The sequence below is a fragment of the Dactylosporangium sp. NPDC051087 genome, from assembly GCF_055586325.1.
The window spans coordinates 67,294-83,143 of record NZ_JBVJIJ010000007.1; the positions used below are offsets into that span (position 1 = coordinate 67,294).

16 protein-coding genes are annotated in these 15,850 nt (G+C 71.0%); 10 read left to right on the forward strand and 6 right to left on the reverse strand.

The annotated features are described in order from the left end of the window. The first annotated feature begins 244 nt into the window (after window positions 1-244). The 4 genes from ACZ6TV_RS15055 to ACZ6TV_RS15070 all read left to right on the forward strand — a co-directional run bounded on the left by ACZ6TV_RS15055 (window position 245) and on the right by ACZ6TV_RS15070 (window position 7,162). Window positions 245-3,979, forward strand: coding sequence for a multifunctional oxoglutarate decarboxylase/oxoglutarate dehydrogenase thiamine pyrophosphate-binding subunit/dihydrolipoyllysine-residue succinyltransferase subunit (locus ACZ6TV_RS15055; protein ID WP_465297742.1), 3,735 nt, complete (start codon window positions 245-247; stop codon window positions 3,977-3,979). A gap of 70 nt (window positions 3,980-4,049) precedes the next feature. Beyond that, window positions 4,050-4,226 (forward strand): DUF6104 family protein, encoded by a 177-nt coding sequence (locus ACZ6TV_RS15060; RefSeq protein ID WP_465297743.1) that lies wholly within the window; start codon window positions 4,050-4,052, stop codon window positions 4,224-4,226. Between the two features lie 211 nt (window positions 4,227-4,437). Next, a complete protein-coding gene (locus tag ACZ6TV_RS15065; RefSeq protein ID WP_465297744.1) occupies window positions 4,438-5,442 on the forward strand; it encodes an alpha/beta hydrolase family protein in 1,005 nt (334 codons plus the stop codon). Between the two features lie 148 nt (window positions 5,443-5,590). After that, window positions 5,591-7,162 (forward strand): FAD-binding oxidoreductase, encoded by a 1,572-nt coding sequence (locus ACZ6TV_RS15070; RefSeq protein ID WP_465297745.1) that lies wholly within the window; start codon window positions 5,591-5,593, stop codon window positions 7,160-7,162. On the opposite strand, the gene ACZ6TV_RS15075 is transcribed toward ACZ6TV_RS15070, so the two are convergent. After that, the gene (locus tag ACZ6TV_RS15075; RefSeq protein WP_465297746.1) at window positions 7,112-7,732 is read right to left on the reverse strand and encodes a Pr6Pr family membrane protein; all 621 of its coding nucleotides are present in this window, start codon (window positions 7,730-7,732) and stop codon (window positions 7,112-7,114) included. The two genes, ACZ6TV_RS15070 and ACZ6TV_RS15075, sit on opposite strands and share 51 nt — an antisense overlap. A gap of 73 nt (window positions 7,733-7,805) precedes the next feature. Here ACZ6TV_RS15075 and ACZ6TV_RS15080 point away from each other — a divergent pair, with 73 nt between their 5' ends. Next, on the forward strand, window positions 7,806-8,687 hold the full coding sequence (locus ACZ6TV_RS15080; protein ID WP_465297747.1) for an alpha/beta hydrolase family protein: 882 nt from the start codon (window positions 7,806-7,808) through the stop codon (window positions 8,685-8,687). A gap of 130 nt (window positions 8,688-8,817) precedes the next feature. Here ACZ6TV_RS15080 and ACZ6TV_RS15085 read toward each other — a convergent pair whose 3' ends face one another. The 3 genes from ACZ6TV_RS15085 to ACZ6TV_RS15095 form a co-directional block, all read right to left on the reverse strand. Next, on the reverse strand, window positions 8,818-9,771 hold the full coding sequence (locus tag ACZ6TV_RS15085; protein WP_465297989.1) for a zinc-binding dehydrogenase: 954 nt from the start codon (window positions 9,769-9,771) through the stop codon (window positions 8,818-8,820). Continuing rightward, window positions 9,768-10,886, reverse strand: coding sequence for an NAD(P)-dependent malic enzyme (locus ACZ6TV_RS15090; RefSeq protein ID WP_465297990.1), 1,119 nt, complete (start codon window positions 10,884-10,886; stop codon window positions 9,768-9,770). Before ACZ6TV_RS15090 ends, ACZ6TV_RS15085 begins: the two co-directional genes overlap by 4 nt. Before the next feature lie 176 nt (window positions 10,887-11,062). After that, window positions 11,063-11,377, reverse strand: coding sequence for a S24/S26 family peptidase (locus ACZ6TV_RS15095; protein WP_465297991.1), 315 nt, complete (start codon window positions 11,375-11,377; stop codon window positions 11,063-11,065). 70 nt (window positions 11,378-11,447) lie between these two features. On the opposite strand from ACZ6TV_RS15095, the gene sodN reads away from it, so the two are divergent. The 3 genes from sodN (at window position 11,448) to ACZ6TV_RS15110 (ending at window position 12,862) form a co-directional block, all read left to right on the forward strand. Then, the gene (gene sodN, locus ACZ6TV_RS15100) at window positions 11,448-11,852 is read left to right on the forward strand and encodes a superoxide dismutase, Ni (protein ID WP_465297748.1); all 405 of its coding nucleotides are present in this window, start codon (window positions 11,448-11,450) and stop codon (window positions 11,850-11,852) included. Between the two features lie 71 nt (window positions 11,853-11,923). Then, on the forward strand, window positions 11,924-12,409 hold the full coding sequence (locus tag ACZ6TV_RS15105; protein WP_465297749.1) for a GNAT family N-acetyltransferase: 486 nt from the start codon (window positions 11,924-11,926) through the stop codon (window positions 12,407-12,409). Between the two features lie 24 nt (window positions 12,410-12,433). Further along, complete coding sequence (locus tag ACZ6TV_RS15110; protein WP_465297750.1) at window positions 12,434-12,862, forward strand: ATP-binding protein; 429 nt, start codon at window positions 12,434-12,436, stop codon at window positions 12,860-12,862. Window positions 12,863-12,867: 5 nt separating this feature from the next. Here the strand turns inward: ACZ6TV_RS15110 and ACZ6TV_RS15115 are convergent, their stop codons facing one another. Both ACZ6TV_RS15115 and ACZ6TV_RS15120 read right to left on the reverse strand, forming a co-directional pair. Beyond that, complete coding sequence (locus tag ACZ6TV_RS15115) at window positions 12,868-13,620, reverse strand: FadR/GntR family transcriptional regulator (protein WP_465297751.1); 753 nt, start codon at window positions 13,618-13,620, stop codon at window positions 12,868-12,870. Window positions 13,621-13,703: 83 nt separating this feature from the next. Next, on the reverse strand, window positions 13,704-14,099 hold the full coding sequence (locus ACZ6TV_RS15120) for a hypothetical protein (RefSeq protein WP_465297752.1): 396 nt from the start codon (window positions 14,097-14,099) through the stop codon (window positions 13,704-13,706). 73 nt (window positions 14,100-14,172) lie between these two features. On the opposite strand from ACZ6TV_RS15120, the gene ACZ6TV_RS15125 reads away from it, so the two are divergent. Together ACZ6TV_RS15125 and ACZ6TV_RS15130 are read left to right on the forward strand one after the other, a co-directional pair. Continuing rightward, on the forward strand, window positions 14,173-15,108 hold the full coding sequence (locus ACZ6TV_RS15125) for a diacylglycerol/lipid kinase family protein (RefSeq protein WP_465297753.1): 936 nt from the start codon (window positions 14,173-14,175) through the stop codon (window positions 15,106-15,108). 381 nt (window positions 15,109-15,489) lie between these two features. After that, entirely contained in the window at window positions 15,490-15,747 is a 258-nt protein-coding gene (locus tag ACZ6TV_RS15130) for a WhiB family transcriptional regulator (RefSeq protein ID WP_033358446.1), read from the forward strand. Window positions 15,748-15,850: the final 103 nt, after the last annotated feature.

The following is a 15,850-nucleotide window of genomic DNA, read 5'->3' on the forward strand; positions in this document are numbered from 1 at the left end:
CTGCGTGGTAAGTCGGGTGATTCGCTTTACCCACCGCAGCCCCACCCCCCCCCCCCCCCCCCTCACCCCCCCCCCCCCCCCCCCCCCCCCCCCCCCCCCCCCCACAGCTGTATGGGATGGACCCATGCCGTCGTTGACATGGTCACTCCGGCGGCGTCGGCGACGAACGAGCGTTAGGCAGCGCGTAGCCTTGACGCGGATCCGTGACCCCAGCAACTCCGTTTGGAAGAGGCGATCAGCAGCCGTGTCGACCCAAGCGACCAACTCGCAGGAGAACCCCTTGGCGGGTTTCGGCCCGAACGAGTGGATCGTCGAGGACATGTATCAGAGGTACCTCGCCGACCCGGCCAGCGTGGACCCCGCGTGGCACGACTTCTTCGCCGACTACAAGCCCAGCGGCGACGGCGCCGAGGCGCCCGCCGCGGCTGAGCCGGCGTCGGTGACCACCCCCGCTGCGAAGGCGGCCCCGCCGTCGCCTCCTCCCGCTCCGGCCAAGGCCGCACCGGCCGCCGCGCCGGCCGCCACCGCGGCGCCGGCCGCGCCGCCGGCTCCCCCCAAGGTCGCGGCCAAGCCGGCGGAGAAGCCCGCCCCGACGAAGCCGGCCGCGGCCCCGCAGGGCGGCGCCAAGCACACCCCCCTGCGCGGCGTCGCCGCCCGCATCGTGCAGAACATGGACGCCTCGCTGGAGGTGCCGACCGCCACGAGCGTCCGCGCCGTCCCGGCGAAGCTGCTGTCCGACAACCGCGTCGTGATCAACAACCACCTGGCCCGCGGCCGGGGCGGCAAGGTCAGCTTCACGCACCTCATCGGCTTCGCGATGGTCCGGGCGCTCGCCGCGCACCCGGAGATGAACAACGCCTTCGCCGAGATCGACGGCAAGCCCAACCTGGTGCAGCCCGAGCACGTCAACCTCGGCATCGCGATCGACCTGACCAAGGCCGACGGCACGCGCAACCTGGTCGTGCCGAGCATCAAGGCCGCCGACACGATGGACTTCCGGCAGTTCTGGTCCGCCTATGAGGACATCGTGCGCCGGGCCCGGCGCAACGAGCTGACCATGGAGGACCACACCGGCGCCACGGTCTCGCTGACCAACCCCGGCGGCATCGGCACCGTGCACTCCATGCCGCGGCTCATGGCCGGGCAGGGCACGATCATCGGCGTCGGCGCGATGGAATACCCCGCGCCCTACGCCGGCATGTCCGACGAGACCCTCGCCGACCTCGGCATCAGCAAGATCCTCACGCTGACCAGCACCTACGACCACCGGATCATCCAGGGCGCGCAGTCCGGGGAGTTCCTGAAGGTCATGCACGAGCTGCTGCTCGGCGAGCACGGCTTCTACGACCAGATCTTCACCGCCCTGCGGATCCCCTACGAGCCGGTCCGCTGGGTGCGCGACGTCGCCCGCACCAGTGAGGGCCAGATCGACAAGGCCGCCCGGGTCGTCGAGCTGATCCACGCCTACCGGGTCCGCGGCCACCTGATGGCCGACACCGACCCCCTGGAGTTCCGCATCCGCCGCCACCCGGACCTCGACGTCCTGGAGCACGGGCTGACCCTGTGGGACCTCGACCGGGTCTTCCCCGTCGGCGGCTTCGCCGGCAAGCAGAAGATGAAGCTGCGGGCCGTCCTCGGTGTCCTGCGTGACTCCTACTGCCGCCGCGTCGGCGTCGAGTACATGCACATCATGGACCCGGAGGAGCGCCGCTGGGTCGCCGAGCGGGTCGAGAAGCCCTACGAGAAGCCCGACACCGCCGAGCAGAAGCACATCCTCAACCGCCTCAACGCCGCCGAGGCGTTCGAGACGTTCCTGCAGACCAAGTACGTCGGGCAGCGCCGCTTCTCCCTGGAGGGCGGCGAGTCGCTGATCCCGCTGCTCGACGAGATCCTGCAGAACTCGGCCGAGGGCGGGCTCGACGAGGTCGTCATCGGCATGGCGCACCGCGGCCGGCTCAACGTCCTGGCCAACATCGTCGGCAAGCCCTACGAGAAGATCTTCTCGGAGTTCGAGGGCCACCTGGACCTCAAGTCGGCGCACGGGTCCGGCGACGTCAAGTACCACCTGGGCATGACCGGCAAGTTCACGCACCCCGACGGCGAGCACGCCACGACCGTCTCCGTGGTGGCGAACCCGTCGCACCTGGAGGCCGTCAACCCGGTCCTCGAGGGCATCGTGCGGGCCAAGCAGGACTCGATCGACCTCAAGCTCGAGGGCTACACGGTCCTGCCGCTGCTCATCCACGGCGACGCCGCGTTCGCCGGCCAGGGCGTGGTCGCCGAGACGCTCAACCTGTCGCAGCTGCGCGGCTACCGCACCGGCGGCACCGTGCACGTCGTGGTCAACAACCAGGTCGGCTTCACCACCGCGCCGGAGTACTCGCGCTCGTCGCTGTACTCCACCGACATCGCCCGCATGATCCAGGCGCCGATCTTCCACGTGAACGGCGACGACCCCGAGGCCGTCGTCCGCGTCGCGCGGCTCGCCTTCGAATACCGGCAGGCCTTCAACAAGGACGTCGTCATCGACCTCGTCTGCTACCGCCGGCGCGGGCACAACGAGGGCGACGACCCGTCGATGACCAACCCGCTGATGTACGCGATCATCGACCAGAAGCGCTCCGTGCGGAAGATCTACACCGAGGAGCTCATCGGCCGCGGCGACATCCCGATCACCGAGGCCGAGGCGCTGCTCAAGGACTACCACGAGCAGCTGGAGACGGTGTTCAAGGCGACCCGTGACGCCTCCTCCAACCCGGCGTCCCGGCTCACCCGCCTCCGCGAGCCCGAGGCGGAGCCGGTGGTCGAGACCGCGATCGACGTCTCGGTCATGCAGGCGATCGGCGAGGCGCACGTCAAGCTCCCCGACGGCTTCACCCCGCACAAGCGCGTCCAGCAGCTGCTGGACCGCCGGGCGAAGATGGCCGCCGCCGGCGACATCGACTGGGGCTTCGGCGAGGTCATCGCCTTCGGCTCGCTGGTCAACCAGGGCGTCACCGTCCGCCTCTCCGGCCAGGACTCGCGCCGCGGCACCTTCGTGCAGCGGCACGCCGGCATCGTCGACGCCGAGACCGGCAGCGACTACATGCCGATGTCCGCGCTGATCACGGGCAACGCGAAGCTGTTCATCTACGACTCCCTGCTGTCGGAGTTCGCGGCGATGGGCTTCGAGTACGGCTACTCGGTGGAGAACCCCGACGCGCTCGTCATGTGGGAGGCCCAGTTCGGCGACTTCGTCAACGGCGCCCAGTCGATCGTCGACGAGTTCATCTCCTCCGGCGAGGTCAAGTGGGGCCAGCGCACCGCCGTGACGCTGCTCCTGCCGCACTCGCACGAGGGCCAGGGCCCCGACCACACGTCGGGCCGCCTGGAGCGCTACCTGCAGCTGTGCGCCGAGGACAACATGCGGGTCGCGGTGCCGACCACCCCGGCGAACCACTTCCACCTGCTGCGCCGCCAGGCCCTGTCGCCGAAGAAGAAGCCGCTCGTCGTCTTCACGCCCAAGTCGCTGCTGAGGCACAGGCTGTGCGTGTCCCCGGTCGAGGACTTCACCACCGGCACCTTCGCCACCGTCCTCGGCGACCCCGGCATCAAGGGGACGGCGCTGGACAACGCCGGCGTCAAGCGCGTCCTGCTCTGCTCCGGCAAGGTCTTCTACGACCTGCTGCAGGCCCGCACCGAGCGTGCCATCACCGACACCGCCATCCTCCGGGTCGAGCAGCTCTACCCGATGCCGGTCGAGGAGCTGCGCGAGGCCCTGGCCCAGTTCCCCAACGCGGAGGACTTCGCCTGGGTCCAGGAGGAGCCGGCCAACCAGGGGGCGTGGTCGTTCATCGCCCTCAACCTCCTGGAGCACCTGCAGGGCGTCGGGCTGCGCCGCATCTCCCGTCCCGCGGCGGCCGCCCCGGCGGTCGGCTCGACGAAGCTGCACGACGCCGAGCAGCAGGCCCTCATCGAGGCCGCGCTGCCCAAGCGCTGATCCACCCGTCTTGTCGTAGCACCGTTTCCCGGGGAGGGCTCACGCCCTCCCCGGTTCCATTGGGGGCTTCATGTACTTCACCGACCGCGGCATCGAGGAGCTCGCCACCCGCAGGGGCGAGGAGGAGGTCACGCTGGAGTGGCTGGCCGAGCGCCTGCGCGACTTCGTGGACCAGAACCCCGAGTTCGAGATCCCGATCGAGCGCCTCGCCGTCTACCTGGCCCGCCTCGACGACGACGAGGACTGACGGCGCTCCCCGCCCCGATCGGCGGCGTGACCGCCGTCACCGGCCGACCGGGGCGCCGGCGACGGCGGTCAGGTCAGCCAAATGGGTCGTACAAGTACAACCTGGTGTAGTCCGGCAAGCCAATCGATTGTCCCCAGACGGGTGATAACGCCTTAGCGCATCGGCCACCTACATTCTGTACGTGCCCCCGAGTCGCAACCGTTCTGCAACCGTGTCGCTCCTGGCCGCCGCCCTGCTCGTTCTGGGCGGCGCTTTTTCGGCCTCAGGCGCCGACGCGCCCAGCGAGCCCGTCGCCGCCGCGGCCGGCGCCCAGGCCGCCGGGTCGAGCAGCCATGCGATCGGCGTCCGGCACTTCGATCTCGCCCGGGGCAAGGACCGCCCGCTGCCCACCACCGTGTGGTATCCGACGCGCGGTTCGGCCCGCCGGACCAAGGGGCAGGCGCAGCGCGACGCCGCGCCGCTGCCGGGGAAGCTGCCGCTGATCGTGTGGAGCCACGGCTTCTACAGCAACCCGCAGATGCAGGAGGGCATGACCAAGTTCCTGGCCGAGTCGGGATACGTGGTCGTCGCCGCGGCGTACCCATTCACGAAGAAGGACACGCCGAAGTTCAACAAGCTCGACGTGCCGAACCAGTCGCTGGACGCGTCGTTCGTCATCACGCAGCTGCTGCTGCCGGGCAATCCCCTGGCCGCCAGCATCGACCCGGAGCGGATGGCGGCGATCGGGCACTCCGGCGGCGGCACCACCACCGACGGCCTGTTCACCGTGCACCGCGACCCGCGCCTCAAGGCCGGCGTCATCTTCGCGGGCCGGCCCGCCGGGAAGTACCAGGGCAGCCCGGTGCCGCTGCTGTTCGTCCACGGTGACAAGGACCCCGTCGTCGCCTACGAGCAGGGCCGCACGTCCTACGCCGCGAACCCGTGGCCGAAGGCGTTCCTGACGATCATCGGCGGCGAGCACGGCGCCGGCACCAACGACGCGGAGCGCGGCCACCACCAGGCGATGGTGACGCTGCTCGACTTCCTCACCTGGGCGCTCGACGGTGACGACAGCGCCCGGCTCCGGCTGACCGGCGACGCCACGCTCGAAGGCGTGACGCGCTTCGAGTCGGTCGGGATCTACAGCACCAGCAGCAGCACCACGCCGACGACCACGACGGCGAGCACCGCGGCGCCCACGATGAGGCCGAGCTTGGAGCCGGTCGCCGCGGGCTGAGGCGGCTGGTTGTTGTTGTCCACCCATGCCTGGAATGCCTGAGTGTTCTGACTTGGGTCAATGCGCTCATCGGGCATGGCCGACAGAATACCGATGACCTGACCTGGGAACAGTGGCCGAACGTGTCGGATTGTGGCACTCTCCGTCAATGGCCAGCTGGCGTGAGCGGTCGTGGTGGGGCTGGGGCTGGGCCGACGAAGCCCTGGACGACGACGCGTGCCGGCGCCTGGCGGAGACGTCGCTGCGGCCGTGGCTGCCGATCGACGGGTCGGTGCTGCCCGTGCCGTACGACCCGGTCCTGCCCCCGCCGCGGCTGATCCCGCCGTCGATCATGCAGGAGGCGTTCGCCGGCGACGCGATGACGCGGGCGGCACACACGTACGGCAAGGCGTTCCGCGACGTGGTCCGGGCGCTGCACGGCCGGCTCGACCACCCGCCCGACCTGGTCTGCTTCCCGCGCACCGGCCATGACGTCGTCGCCACGCTGGACTGGGCGGAGGCGGTCGGGGCGGCCGTCGTGCCGTACGGTGGCGGCACCTCCGTCGTGGGCGGCGTCGAATACCGCGGTGACGCGCCGTGGATCTCCCTCGACCTGGGCCGGCTCGACCGGATCGCCGAGATCGACGAGGCCAACCACGCCGTGCGGGCGCAGGCGGGCGTGTCCGGCCCGGCCCTCGAACGGGCGCTCAAGCCGCACGGGCTGACGCTGCGGCACTATCCGCAGAGCTTCGAGTTCTCCACCGTCGGGGGATGGGTCGCGACCCGCGCGGCCGGGCACTACGCGACCGGGCCGACCCGCATCGACGACGCCGTCGAGGCGCTGCGCGTGATCACGCCGCAGGGGCCGGTGGAGTCGCTGCGGGTGCCGGGCAGCGGCGCCGGGCCGTCGACGGACCGGCTGTTCCTGGGGTCGGAGGGGACGCTCGGGGTGATCGTGGAGGCGTGGCTGCGGGTCACCGGGCGGCCCACGCGGAAGGTTTCGAGGTTGGTGGCGTTCCCGGTGTACGGCCAGGGCGTCGCCGCCGTACGCGGCATCCTGCAGGCGGGGCTGCGGCCCAGCAACTGCCGGCTGCTCGACCCGGTCGAGGCGATGCTCAACGCGGGCGCGACCGACGGTCAGGCGCGGCTGCTGCTCGGCTTCGAGGGCCCGGCGGTGGCGCTGCTGCCCGACGCCCTGACGATCTGCGCCGACCACGGCGGCACCGGCACCGGCGACGACGGCGGTTCCCCGGACGGCGGCAGCGACCCCGGTGACCAGGGCGTCTGGCGGTCGTCGTTCCTGCGGGCGCCGTACACGCGCGACGCCCTCGTCAGGCTCGGGCTCATCGTCGAGACGGTGGAGACGGCGTGCACCTGGACCCGGTTCGAGGCGCTGCACGCGGCCGTGACCGCCGCCGCGCAGGACGCCGCGCCGGCCAGGGTCGCCGTGGTCACCTGCCGCATCACCCATGCCTACCCGGACGGGCCGGCGCCGTACTTCACCATCATCACGCCGGCCCGGCGCGGCGCCGAGGTGGCGATCTGGGACGAGATCAAGGCCGCGGTCAGCTCGGCCGTCACCGCCGCCGGCGGCACGATCACCCACCATCACGCGGTCGGCCGGGACCACCTGCCGTGGCTGGCCCGGGACCCGCTCTTCACCGACGTGCTGCGGGCCGCGAAACGCACGCTAGACCCCCGCGGGATCCTCAACCCGGGTGCGCTGCTCCCGCCGCAGTAGCCTGCGCACGCCCGCGCCGAGACCGATGAGCAGCAGCCCGAGCAGGAAGAACGCCACGGTGAAGCCGAGCGCCGAGATCGTCACGCCGCCGTACCCGAGCTCGCCCGCGTCCACGAACGGATACGGGTACTCGTGCACGATCGCGCCTCGTACCAGCGCGAACGCCAGATATGCGAGGGGGTAGCAGAGCCAGACCGCCGCGAACCACCAGCGGACCGGCTCGCGGTCGACGAAGAGCCAGGTGACCGCCGCGAGGATCGGCGTCACCGTGTGCAGCAGCAGGTTGTGCGGCGCGTGCGCCCCCGAGTCGACCACGTGGAACGGGCTGGACGGGTTGGCCAGCAGCGCGTGATACACCGTGCCGGTGATGCAGCTGTACAGCGTCGCCGCCCCGCGCACCCAGGCCGGCACCGGCCGTACCGTCGCGGTCGCCGACACCGCGGCGATGATCACGCTGCTCTGCACGGTGAAGTAGACGAACACTCCCCCGTCACCGTGGGTGTAGTCGAGCAGCAGGATGATCCCGGCCAGCGCACTCACCGCGATGAGCGCCCGGAAGACGACGGACATGCGCCGCAACCTAGCCGGAAATCGCCCTCCGGGCCAGCCTTCGCCGGGGCGGCCGCCTCGTACGGTTGGTGCCATGCGCCGGCTTATGTGTGTGGCCCTGCTGTTGCTGTCCGGTTGCACGGTCCGGCCGGCGCCCGCCCGGTGGGTGACGCCCTCCCCGCCACCCCCGACCGTCGCTCCCCACCTCGCCCAGGTCACGCCGCTGTCGCCGCTGCCCGTGCCGCGCTCACCGCTCGACGTCTCGCAGCAGGAGGTGACGTACCGCCGGGAAGGCCGCGTCCTGCGCACCGTCATCTGGTTGCCGGCCACGACGGCCAAGGTCCCCGCGGTCGTGTTCAGCCACGGCCTGAACGGCACGCCCGAGTCCTTCGCGCCGCTGCTCACCGCCTGGGCCGCGGCGGGGTTCGCGGTGATCGCCCCGGCGTACCCCAACACGACCCGCAGCGCCCCGCGCCTCGACGTCTACGACGTGCTCAACCAGCCCGCCGACGCCTCCTTCGTGCTCGGCCAGGTCCTCGCCGGCCCGCTCGGCAAGCGCATCGACAGCACCCGCCTCGCCGCCGCCGGCCACTCCGCGGGCGCCATCACCACCGTCGGCCTCTTCACCGCCGACCGCGACGCCCGCCTGCACTCGGGCATCATCCTGGCCGGCAGCGGCCTGGGCGTGGGCACCGCGTTCACCGGCACGCCGGCCTCGCTGCTCTTCGTCCACGGCGACGCCGACCCGCTGGTCTCCTACGCCTCCGGCAAGGCGACGTACGACATCGTCCCCTGGTCGAAGGCCATGCTGACCGTGCCCGGCGGCAACCACAACGACCCGTACCTCCGCCCGGGCGCGCAGTCCTACGCCGAGGTCCGCACGGTGACGCTCGCCTTCCTGCGGCTCTCGCTGTACGCCGACCCCTCCGCCCGCCGCCAGCTCCCCCACTCCCCCTCCTTCGACGACCGCCTGTGAGGCTGTCCGGCCCGCGCGGACGGGGTGGCCGGACGCGGTGCCGGGGTCGGCGGCGGAAGACGCCGAGGGGCGTGCCCGGGGCGGCGGAAGGCCGGCCGGGCACGCCCCAGGCGGGACGGGAAGGCGGTGCTCAGGCGGTGTGGTCCAGGACGATCTTGCCGAAGACGTCGCCGGACTGGAGCTTCTCGAAGGCGGTGCGGGCGGCGGAGAACGGGACGACCGAGTCGATGAGGGGGCGCACGCCGGTCCTGGCGAGCAGGCTCATCAGGTCGGCGAGCTCCTCGGGGGTGCCCATGCTGGTGCCGAGGATCTCCAGCTGTGCGGCGAACACCCGGCGCAGGTTCACCGCCGGCAGGTGGCCGCTGGTGGCGCCGGAGACGACGATGCGGGCGCCGGGCTTGGCGCACTTCATGGAGTGGTCGAAGGTGGCCTCGCCGACCGTTTCGATCACCACGTCGACGCGTTCCGGGAGGCGGGCGCCGGAGTCGAGCGCGGTGGCGCCCAGGGCGGCCACCCGGTCCCGTTTCGCGGCGTCGCGGGAAGTGGCGTACACCCGGGCGCCGAGGGCCCTGGCGAGCAGGACCGCGGCCGTGGCCACCCCGCCGCCGGCACCCTGGACCAGGACGGCGCCGTCGGCTTCGAGACGGCCCTTCGTGGTGAGCATGCGGTAGGCGGTCAGCCACGCCGTGGGCAGGCAGGCCGCCTCGGCGAAGGTGAGCTCCGGCGGCTTCGGCACCAGGTTGTACGCGGGGACGGTGACCTGCTCCGCGACGGTGCCCTGGTAGTGCTCCGACAGGATGGAGAAGTCCCCGCCGGGGGTGAAGACGACCGGGTAGACGACGACCTCGGCGCCGTCCGGGCCGATCCCGGCGGCGTCGCAGCCCAGGATCATCGGGAGCTGGTCGGGGCGCAGGCCGACGCCGCGCAGCGACCACAGGTCGTGGTGGTTGAGCGCGCTGGCGCGCACGTCCACCACGACCCAGCCGTCGTGCGGGACCGGCGCGGGCGCGTCGCCGACGGTGAGGCCGGCGAGAGGGTCGGCGTCGTTGAAGCTGGACGCGAAAGCGGCACGCATGACGGCTATCTCAACACACCGTCGTGGCGGGCCGCAGCGCTGACCGCGGCGGCGACGGCCGGGGCGACGCGCGGGTCCAGTGCGCTGGGGACGATCGTGTCCGTGCTCAGCTCCTCGGGGGCCAGCACCGACGCGATGGCCGAGGCCGCGGCGACCTTCATGCCGTCGGTGATGCGGGTGGCGCCGGCGTCCAGGGCGCCGCGGAAGATGCCGGGGAACGCGAGCACGTTGTTGATCTGGTTGGGGAAGTCGCTGCGGCCGGTGGCGACGACCGCCGCGTAGCGCGCCGCCACCGACGGGTGCACCTCGGGCGTCGGGTTGGCGAGGGCGAAGATCGCTCCACCGGGTGACATGCCCGCGAGGGCGGACTCGCCGATGGTGCCGCCGGAGACACCGATCAGGACGTCGGCGCCGCGCAGGGCGTTGGCGATGTCGCCGGTGATCCCGCCCGCGTTGGTGAGGGCGGCGAGGGCGGCCTTCTCCGGGTTGAGGTCGGTGCGGCCCTGGTGCAGGCAGCCCCGCGAGTCGAGCACGACGATCTCGCCGGCGTCGGCGCCGCCGCTGATCAGCATCCTGGTGACCGCGACCCCGGCGGCGCCCGCGCCGCTGACGACGATGCGCAGGTCGCGCAGCTCGCGGCCGAGGACGCGGGCGGCGTTGCGCAGCGCGGCGAGCACGACGATCGCGGTGCCGTGCTGGTCGTCGTGGAAGACGGGGATCGGCAGGGTCGCCTCCAGCCGGCGCTCGATCTCGAAGCAGCGCGGCGCGGAGATGTCCTCCAGGTTGATCCCGCCGAACGACGGCGCGAGTGCGGTGACGATCGAGATGATCTCTTCGACGTCCTGCGTGTCGAGGCAGATCGGCACCGCGTCCACCCCGCCGAACTGCTTGAAGAGGACTGCCTTGCCCTCCATGACCGGCATCGCGGCGCGCGGGCCGATGTTGCCCAGGCCGAGCACGGCGGATCCGTCGGTGACCACGGCGACGGCGCGGCCGACCCAGGTCAGCTCGTGCACGAGCGCCTCGTCGGCGGCGATGGCCTCGCAGACCTGGGCGACGCCCGGCGTGTACGCCAGGGCGAGATCTTCACGGGTCGCGAGCGGGACGCTGGCCTGGACGGACATCTTGCCGCCCTGGTGCAGGTCGAAAACAGGCCCTTCGAGGGCCGAACTGGTCACGGGTGCAGACACGGGGGCTCCTTTGCCACGTCTGACATTTGCTGGTGATTCCGCGTAGGCGCTCGGGTGGTGAAAGCGCGCAAGATGCGATTCAGCGGGGGTGACCCGGTATCCGCATCACCTTACGCCGAGCGGCGCCGTAACCGCACCGGTTGTGGCCACCAGCGAAATGTCACACGTCCGATGACGTCCGCCGCGCCGTACGACTCGGAATCATCGGATCCGAACGGGTTGTCGCCGGTCAGCCACCATCCACCCGCCTCCGCGCGGTCGACCCGCTTCACCACCAGAAGTCCCGGCCGGCTGCGGAAAGACCCGACGACGACGTCGCCGGGGCGGACGCGGCGCGTGCGGCGCACGAGGATCCGGTCGCCGTGGCGAAGCGTCGGCACCATCGACGGGCCGTGCACCAGCGCCGTGAACCACGGTAGCCGCATGAAATCCCCGGACTTGGATAGGAGTAGGGTCACCAACTGAGGATCATCGCAAATCACCCTGGAGGGTTCGATGCGACTGTCGCGGCTATTCACCCCGCGCACCGTGGTGAGCGCCCACTGCGACCTGCCGTGTGGTGTCTACGACCCGGCGCAGGCCCGTATTGAGGCCGAGTCCGTGAAGGCAATCAGCGAGAAGTACCAGGGCAACACCGACCCTGACTTCCGCACCCGGGCGCTGCTGATCAAGGAGCAGCGCGCCGAGCTGGTCAAGCACCACCTGTGGGTGCTGTGGACCGACTACTTCAAGCCGCCGCACTTCGAGAAGTACCCGCAGCTGCACGGCCTGTTCAACGAGGCCACGAAGCTCGCGGGCGCGTCGGGCGCCAAGGGCTCGGCCGACCCGGCCGTGGCCGAGCAGCTGCTCGGGAAGATCGACGAGATCGCGAAGATCTTCTGGGAGACCAAGCAGGCCTGACCTGCGAGGTGACCGGAGCCCCCCACCCCGCCACGGCGGGATGGGGGGCTTTCCTTACCGGAGGTGCACAGATGAGCGTGGAAGTCCGCGAGGCACGCGACGAGGACGTCGAGGCGATCGTCGCGATGGTCTACGAGCTCGCCGAGTTCGAGAAGGCCGTCGAGGAGTGCCACCTGACCGCGGCACAGCTGCGGACCGCGCTGTCCGGGCCGGCGCCGGCGGTGTTCTGCCACGTCGCCCACGCCGGCGGCGAGACGGTCGGGATGGCGCTGTGGTTCAGGACGTTCTCCACGTGGGAGGGCGTGCACGGCATCTACCTGGAGGACCTCTACGTGCGTCCGGGCGCCCGCGGCACCGGGGCCGGAAGGGCCCTGATCGCCACGCTGGCGCGGATCTGCGTGGAGTCCGGGTACCCGCGCCTGGAGTGGTCGGTGCTGGACTGGAACCCGGCCCGCGGCTTCTACGAGGCGCTCGGCGCGCGGCACAAGTCGGACTGGCTGCCCTACCGGCTCTCCGGGGACGCACTCGCCGCAACGGCGCGTGCGGCCACGTCGTAGAGTCGCGGGCAAGGGGGTTCACGCGTGACTCAGGTCGTTTCGAAGAGGTCGGGCTCCGACGGCGACGACGTCGTCCTGCTGGCCGTGCCCGCGTCACCCGCCTATCTGGGGGTGCTGCGCACCGCCACGGCGGGTCTGGCCGCGCGCCTGCAGTTCACGCTCGACGAGATCGAAGACCTGCGCATCGCCGTCGACGAGGCGTGCGCGATGCTGCTCGCGGTGGCGAGCGAGACGCCGCAGCTCGGCGACACGGTCGAGCTGGCCTGCCGCTTCACGGTGACGACCGACGCGCTGACGGTCGAGACGACCGTGCCGCTGGGGTCGCCGACGGAGCGGCTGCCCGGTGGCGAGTCCTTCGCGTGGCAGGTGCTCAGCGCCCTGGCCGACGAGGTGTCGGCGTCCGTCGACGGGCACCAGGCGAGCATCCGGCTGACGAAGCGCCGCCCGAAGTAGGACCTTCAGCAGCCTTCGGGGTCGACCCGCTGCTTGAGTGCCGCCACACCGGGCACCGGCCGGCGGATGTGCTCGGGCGGGATCTCCGACGGCCGGACGTTGTCGATGTGCCCGCGGGCCAGCTCCATCGCCAGCTCCACGTCCTGGGCGCGGATGGCCGCCAGCAGCGCCCGGTGATCCTGGTCGATCACCCGCCACATCGGCAACGGCGCGTTGTGGTCGGCCGCCTTGCGGTCGCTCACGGTGTACAGCGGGCGCACCACCAGGCAGAGCAGCGTGTTGCCCGACGCGTTGGCGACGGCGAGGTGGAAGGCGGCGTGCGCGGCGATGCGCTCGTCGAGGCCGGCGGTGTCCGGGTCGAACATCGCCGCCTCGAGCTCACGCAGGTGGGACGGCTCGCGGCGGGCGGCGGCCAGACCGGCCGCCGGGACCTCGAGCATCCGCCGGACCTCGAGGAAGTCGTCGCCCTTGACCGCGCCGCTGGCCAGCAGCAGCCCGACGCCGTCGGTGAGGGACTGGCCGAGCGTGCGCGCGTCGGGCTCGGCGACGAAGCTGCCGCCGTTGACCCCGCGGGTGGTGACGATCAGGTGCTGGCTGCTGAGCAGGCGGAGCGCCTCACGGACGGTGGACCGGCTCAGGCCCGACTGCTCGCACAGCTGCGGCTCGGTCGGCAGCCGCGCGCCGGGCAGGAGCTGACCGGACATGATCTCGACGCGGAGCCGGTCGGCGAGCAGCTGATACGCGGGTGCGACCGTCACGAGATCCGAGGGTAGGTCACACCGGCCGTGATGGGGACCTGCCGGGCCGCGCCTCCTACGTTCGGCCGGAACAAGTGCCGAATTCAGCGGATGCCGAGCGCGATCCGGGTCGACGGCGCGAAGAGCAGGATCGCGCCGACCAGGCCGAGCGCGAACAGCGGCGCGCCGATGTAGGGCTGGCCGTTGGAGAGCATCGTCCAGCCGATCGGCATCTGCAGCATCTGCGTGACGATCCCGGGCCCGCGGGCCCACCGGTTGCGGCGGTGCAGCGCGACGGCGATGCCCAGGAAGAGCACCGTCATGAGCGCCAGGTAGCCGGTGAAGGACAGCGCCGCCGACAGGAACGTCGCCTTGCTGGTGACGTCGAGATACACGATCACCAGCGTGAGCAGGGCGAGCCCCACCCCCTCGGCGAACAGCAGCCGCACCGCCCACCGCAGGGTCGCCGGCGTCCGCTGTGCCGCTGCCGTGCCGCTCACCTGGCATTCCCCTCGCTCGACCCCGTCCGTGCACCTCACCTTATCGCGCAGGAGAGCGGGTACAGTGCCGCCCATGCGAGCCCTCCTGGTCGTCAACCCGAACGCGACGACCACCACCGAGCGTGGCCGGGACATCCTGGTGCGCGCGCTGCGCAGCCAGGTCGACCTGGAGGTGGCCTATACGCAGCGCAAAGGCCACGGTGTGGAGCTGGCGCGCGACGCCGCCCGGGAGCGCTTCGACCTCGTCGTGACGCTCGGCGGCGACGGCACCGTCAACGAGGCCGTCAACGGGCTGATGACGTTCGACGCCGGCCCGGCCGCGGGGCGCGCGCAGGAGCGCCCGGCGCTCGCGGTGGTGCCAGGTGGCTCCACGAACGTGTTCGCACGGGCACTGGGCCTGCCGAGCGACTGGGCCGAGGGCACCGGCGCGATTCTCGAGGCGCTGCGGGACCGGCGGGAGCGGATCATCGGGCTCGGCCGCGCCGACGACCGGTATTTCACGTTCTGCGCCGGCATGGGCCTGGACGCCGAGGTCGTGCGGCGCGTGGACCAGGCCCGGCACAAGGGCTCGACGTCCACGCCGTGGCTGTATTTCCGGTCGATCGCGCAGCAGTACGCGTCGACGAACCGGCGCGTGCCGCTGCTCACGCTCGAGCTGCCGGGCGAAACGGCCCGATCGGGGCTAACGTGGATGTTGGTGCAGAACACCGCACCGTGGACATACATCGGCGAGCGGCCGGTGGATCCGAATCCGCGAGCCTCGTTCGACACGGGGCTCGACGTGCTCGGCCTGCTGCAGATGCAGGTGGGGAGCACGGCCCGGACGATGGCCCAGCTGGTGCGGGGCGTGGATCCGAAGGGCAAGCAGGTGCTGCGGATGCACGATCTGGCCGGGTTCACGCTCACTGCCGCCAAACCGATCGCTTTCCAGGTCGACGGTGAGTACCTCGGAGAGTGCGACAAACTGGATTTCGCGTCCGTGCCGGGGGCGTTACGCGTAGTGTGTTGAGTCACCCCGGGCGATCATCCACCGAAGGGGGAGAAAGTTGCAGAGAGTCGCGAGAGAGACACCGCGACCGCATCTCCGAAAGCCCTCCGGTCGTTGACCGAACCGTACTACATTGGTAACTGGCTGTTGCGATTCAGGGTCCCCAACCACAATAAAATCGGACAAACAGTGCGTGAGCTTGCTCACCGACTTGGATTTTCTTGGTTTGGACCCCTTGACATCGCGGTAGTTCGTGAAAGCATTCACAAGCGAAACGAACACTGAGCGTTGCCCGCAGGCGCGTTACGGATCTTCAGGCTCCGCCTAGCCGAGACGTTACGCGAGATGCACATAGGGAATCATCAACAACGATCCGCGAAAACAACAAGGAGTGTTGCCGCCATGTCGGACTGGCGCCACCATGCCCTCTGCCGCGACGAGGACCCGGAGCTGTTCTTCCCCATCGGGACTTCCGGCCCGGCATTGCTGCAGGTCGAGCAGGCGAAGGCAGTCTGCCAGCGCTGCTCTGTGACCAGCGACTGCCTGCAATGGGCACTCGATTCGGGTCAGGACGCAGGTGTCTGGGGCGGAATGAGCGAAGACGAGCGTCGCTTGATGAAGCGTCGCGGTGGCCTCCGGGTCCGCGCTCACTCCGCATAGCCTTGCCGTAAGCAAACCGAATACATCGCAGCTCCGACCCGAGGCGCACCGAAGCCGAAAGCGCGCCGAAGACAGGATCAGCGACGAAGACGAAAACGCCCCG

What these genes read in the sequence shown, in the direction of transcription:
- sodN (WP_465297748.1), top strand. Translation starts at nt 11,448, where the DNA reads ATGCGACTGTCGCGGCTATTCACCCCGCGCACCGTGGTGAGCGCCCAC.
- ACZ6TV_RS15080 (WP_465297747.1), top strand. Translation starts at nt 7,806, where the DNA reads ATGCGCCGGCTTATGTGTGTGGCCCTGCTGTTGCTGTCCGGTTGCACG.
- ACZ6TV_RS15105 (WP_465297749.1), top strand. Translation starts at nt 11,924, where the DNA reads ATGAGCGTGGAAGTCCGCGAGGCACGCGACGAGGACGTCGAGGCGATC.
- ACZ6TV_RS15070 (WP_465297745.1), top strand. Translation starts at nt 5,591, where the DNA reads ATGGCCAGCTGGCGTGAGCGGTCGTGGTGGGGCTGGGGCTGGGCCGAC.
- ACZ6TV_RS15125 (WP_465297753.1), top strand. Translation starts at nt 14,173, where the DNA reads ATGCGAGCCCTCCTGGTCGTCAACCCGAACGCGACGACCACCACCGAG.
- ACZ6TV_RS15095 (WP_465297991.1), bottom strand. Translation starts at nt 11,377, where the DNA reads ATGCGGCTACCGTGGTTCACGGCGCTGGTGCACGGCCCGTCGATGGTG.
- ACZ6TV_RS15130 (WP_033358446.1), top strand. Translation starts at nt 15,490, where the DNA reads ATGTCGGACTGGCGCCACCATGCCCTCTGCCGCGACGAGGACCCGGAG.
- ACZ6TV_RS15090 (WP_465297990.1), bottom strand. Translation starts at nt 10,886, where the DNA reads ATGTCCGTCCAGGCCAGCGTCCCGCTCGCGACCCGTGAAGATCTCGCC.
- ACZ6TV_RS15075 (WP_465297746.1), bottom strand. Translation starts at nt 7,732, where the DNA reads ATGTCCGTCGTCTTCCGGGCGCTCATCGCGGTGAGTGCGCTGGCCGGG.
- ACZ6TV_RS15060 (WP_465297743.1), top strand. Translation starts at nt 4,050, where the DNA reads ATGTACTTCACCGACCGCGGCATCGAGGAGCTCGCCACCCGCAGGGGC.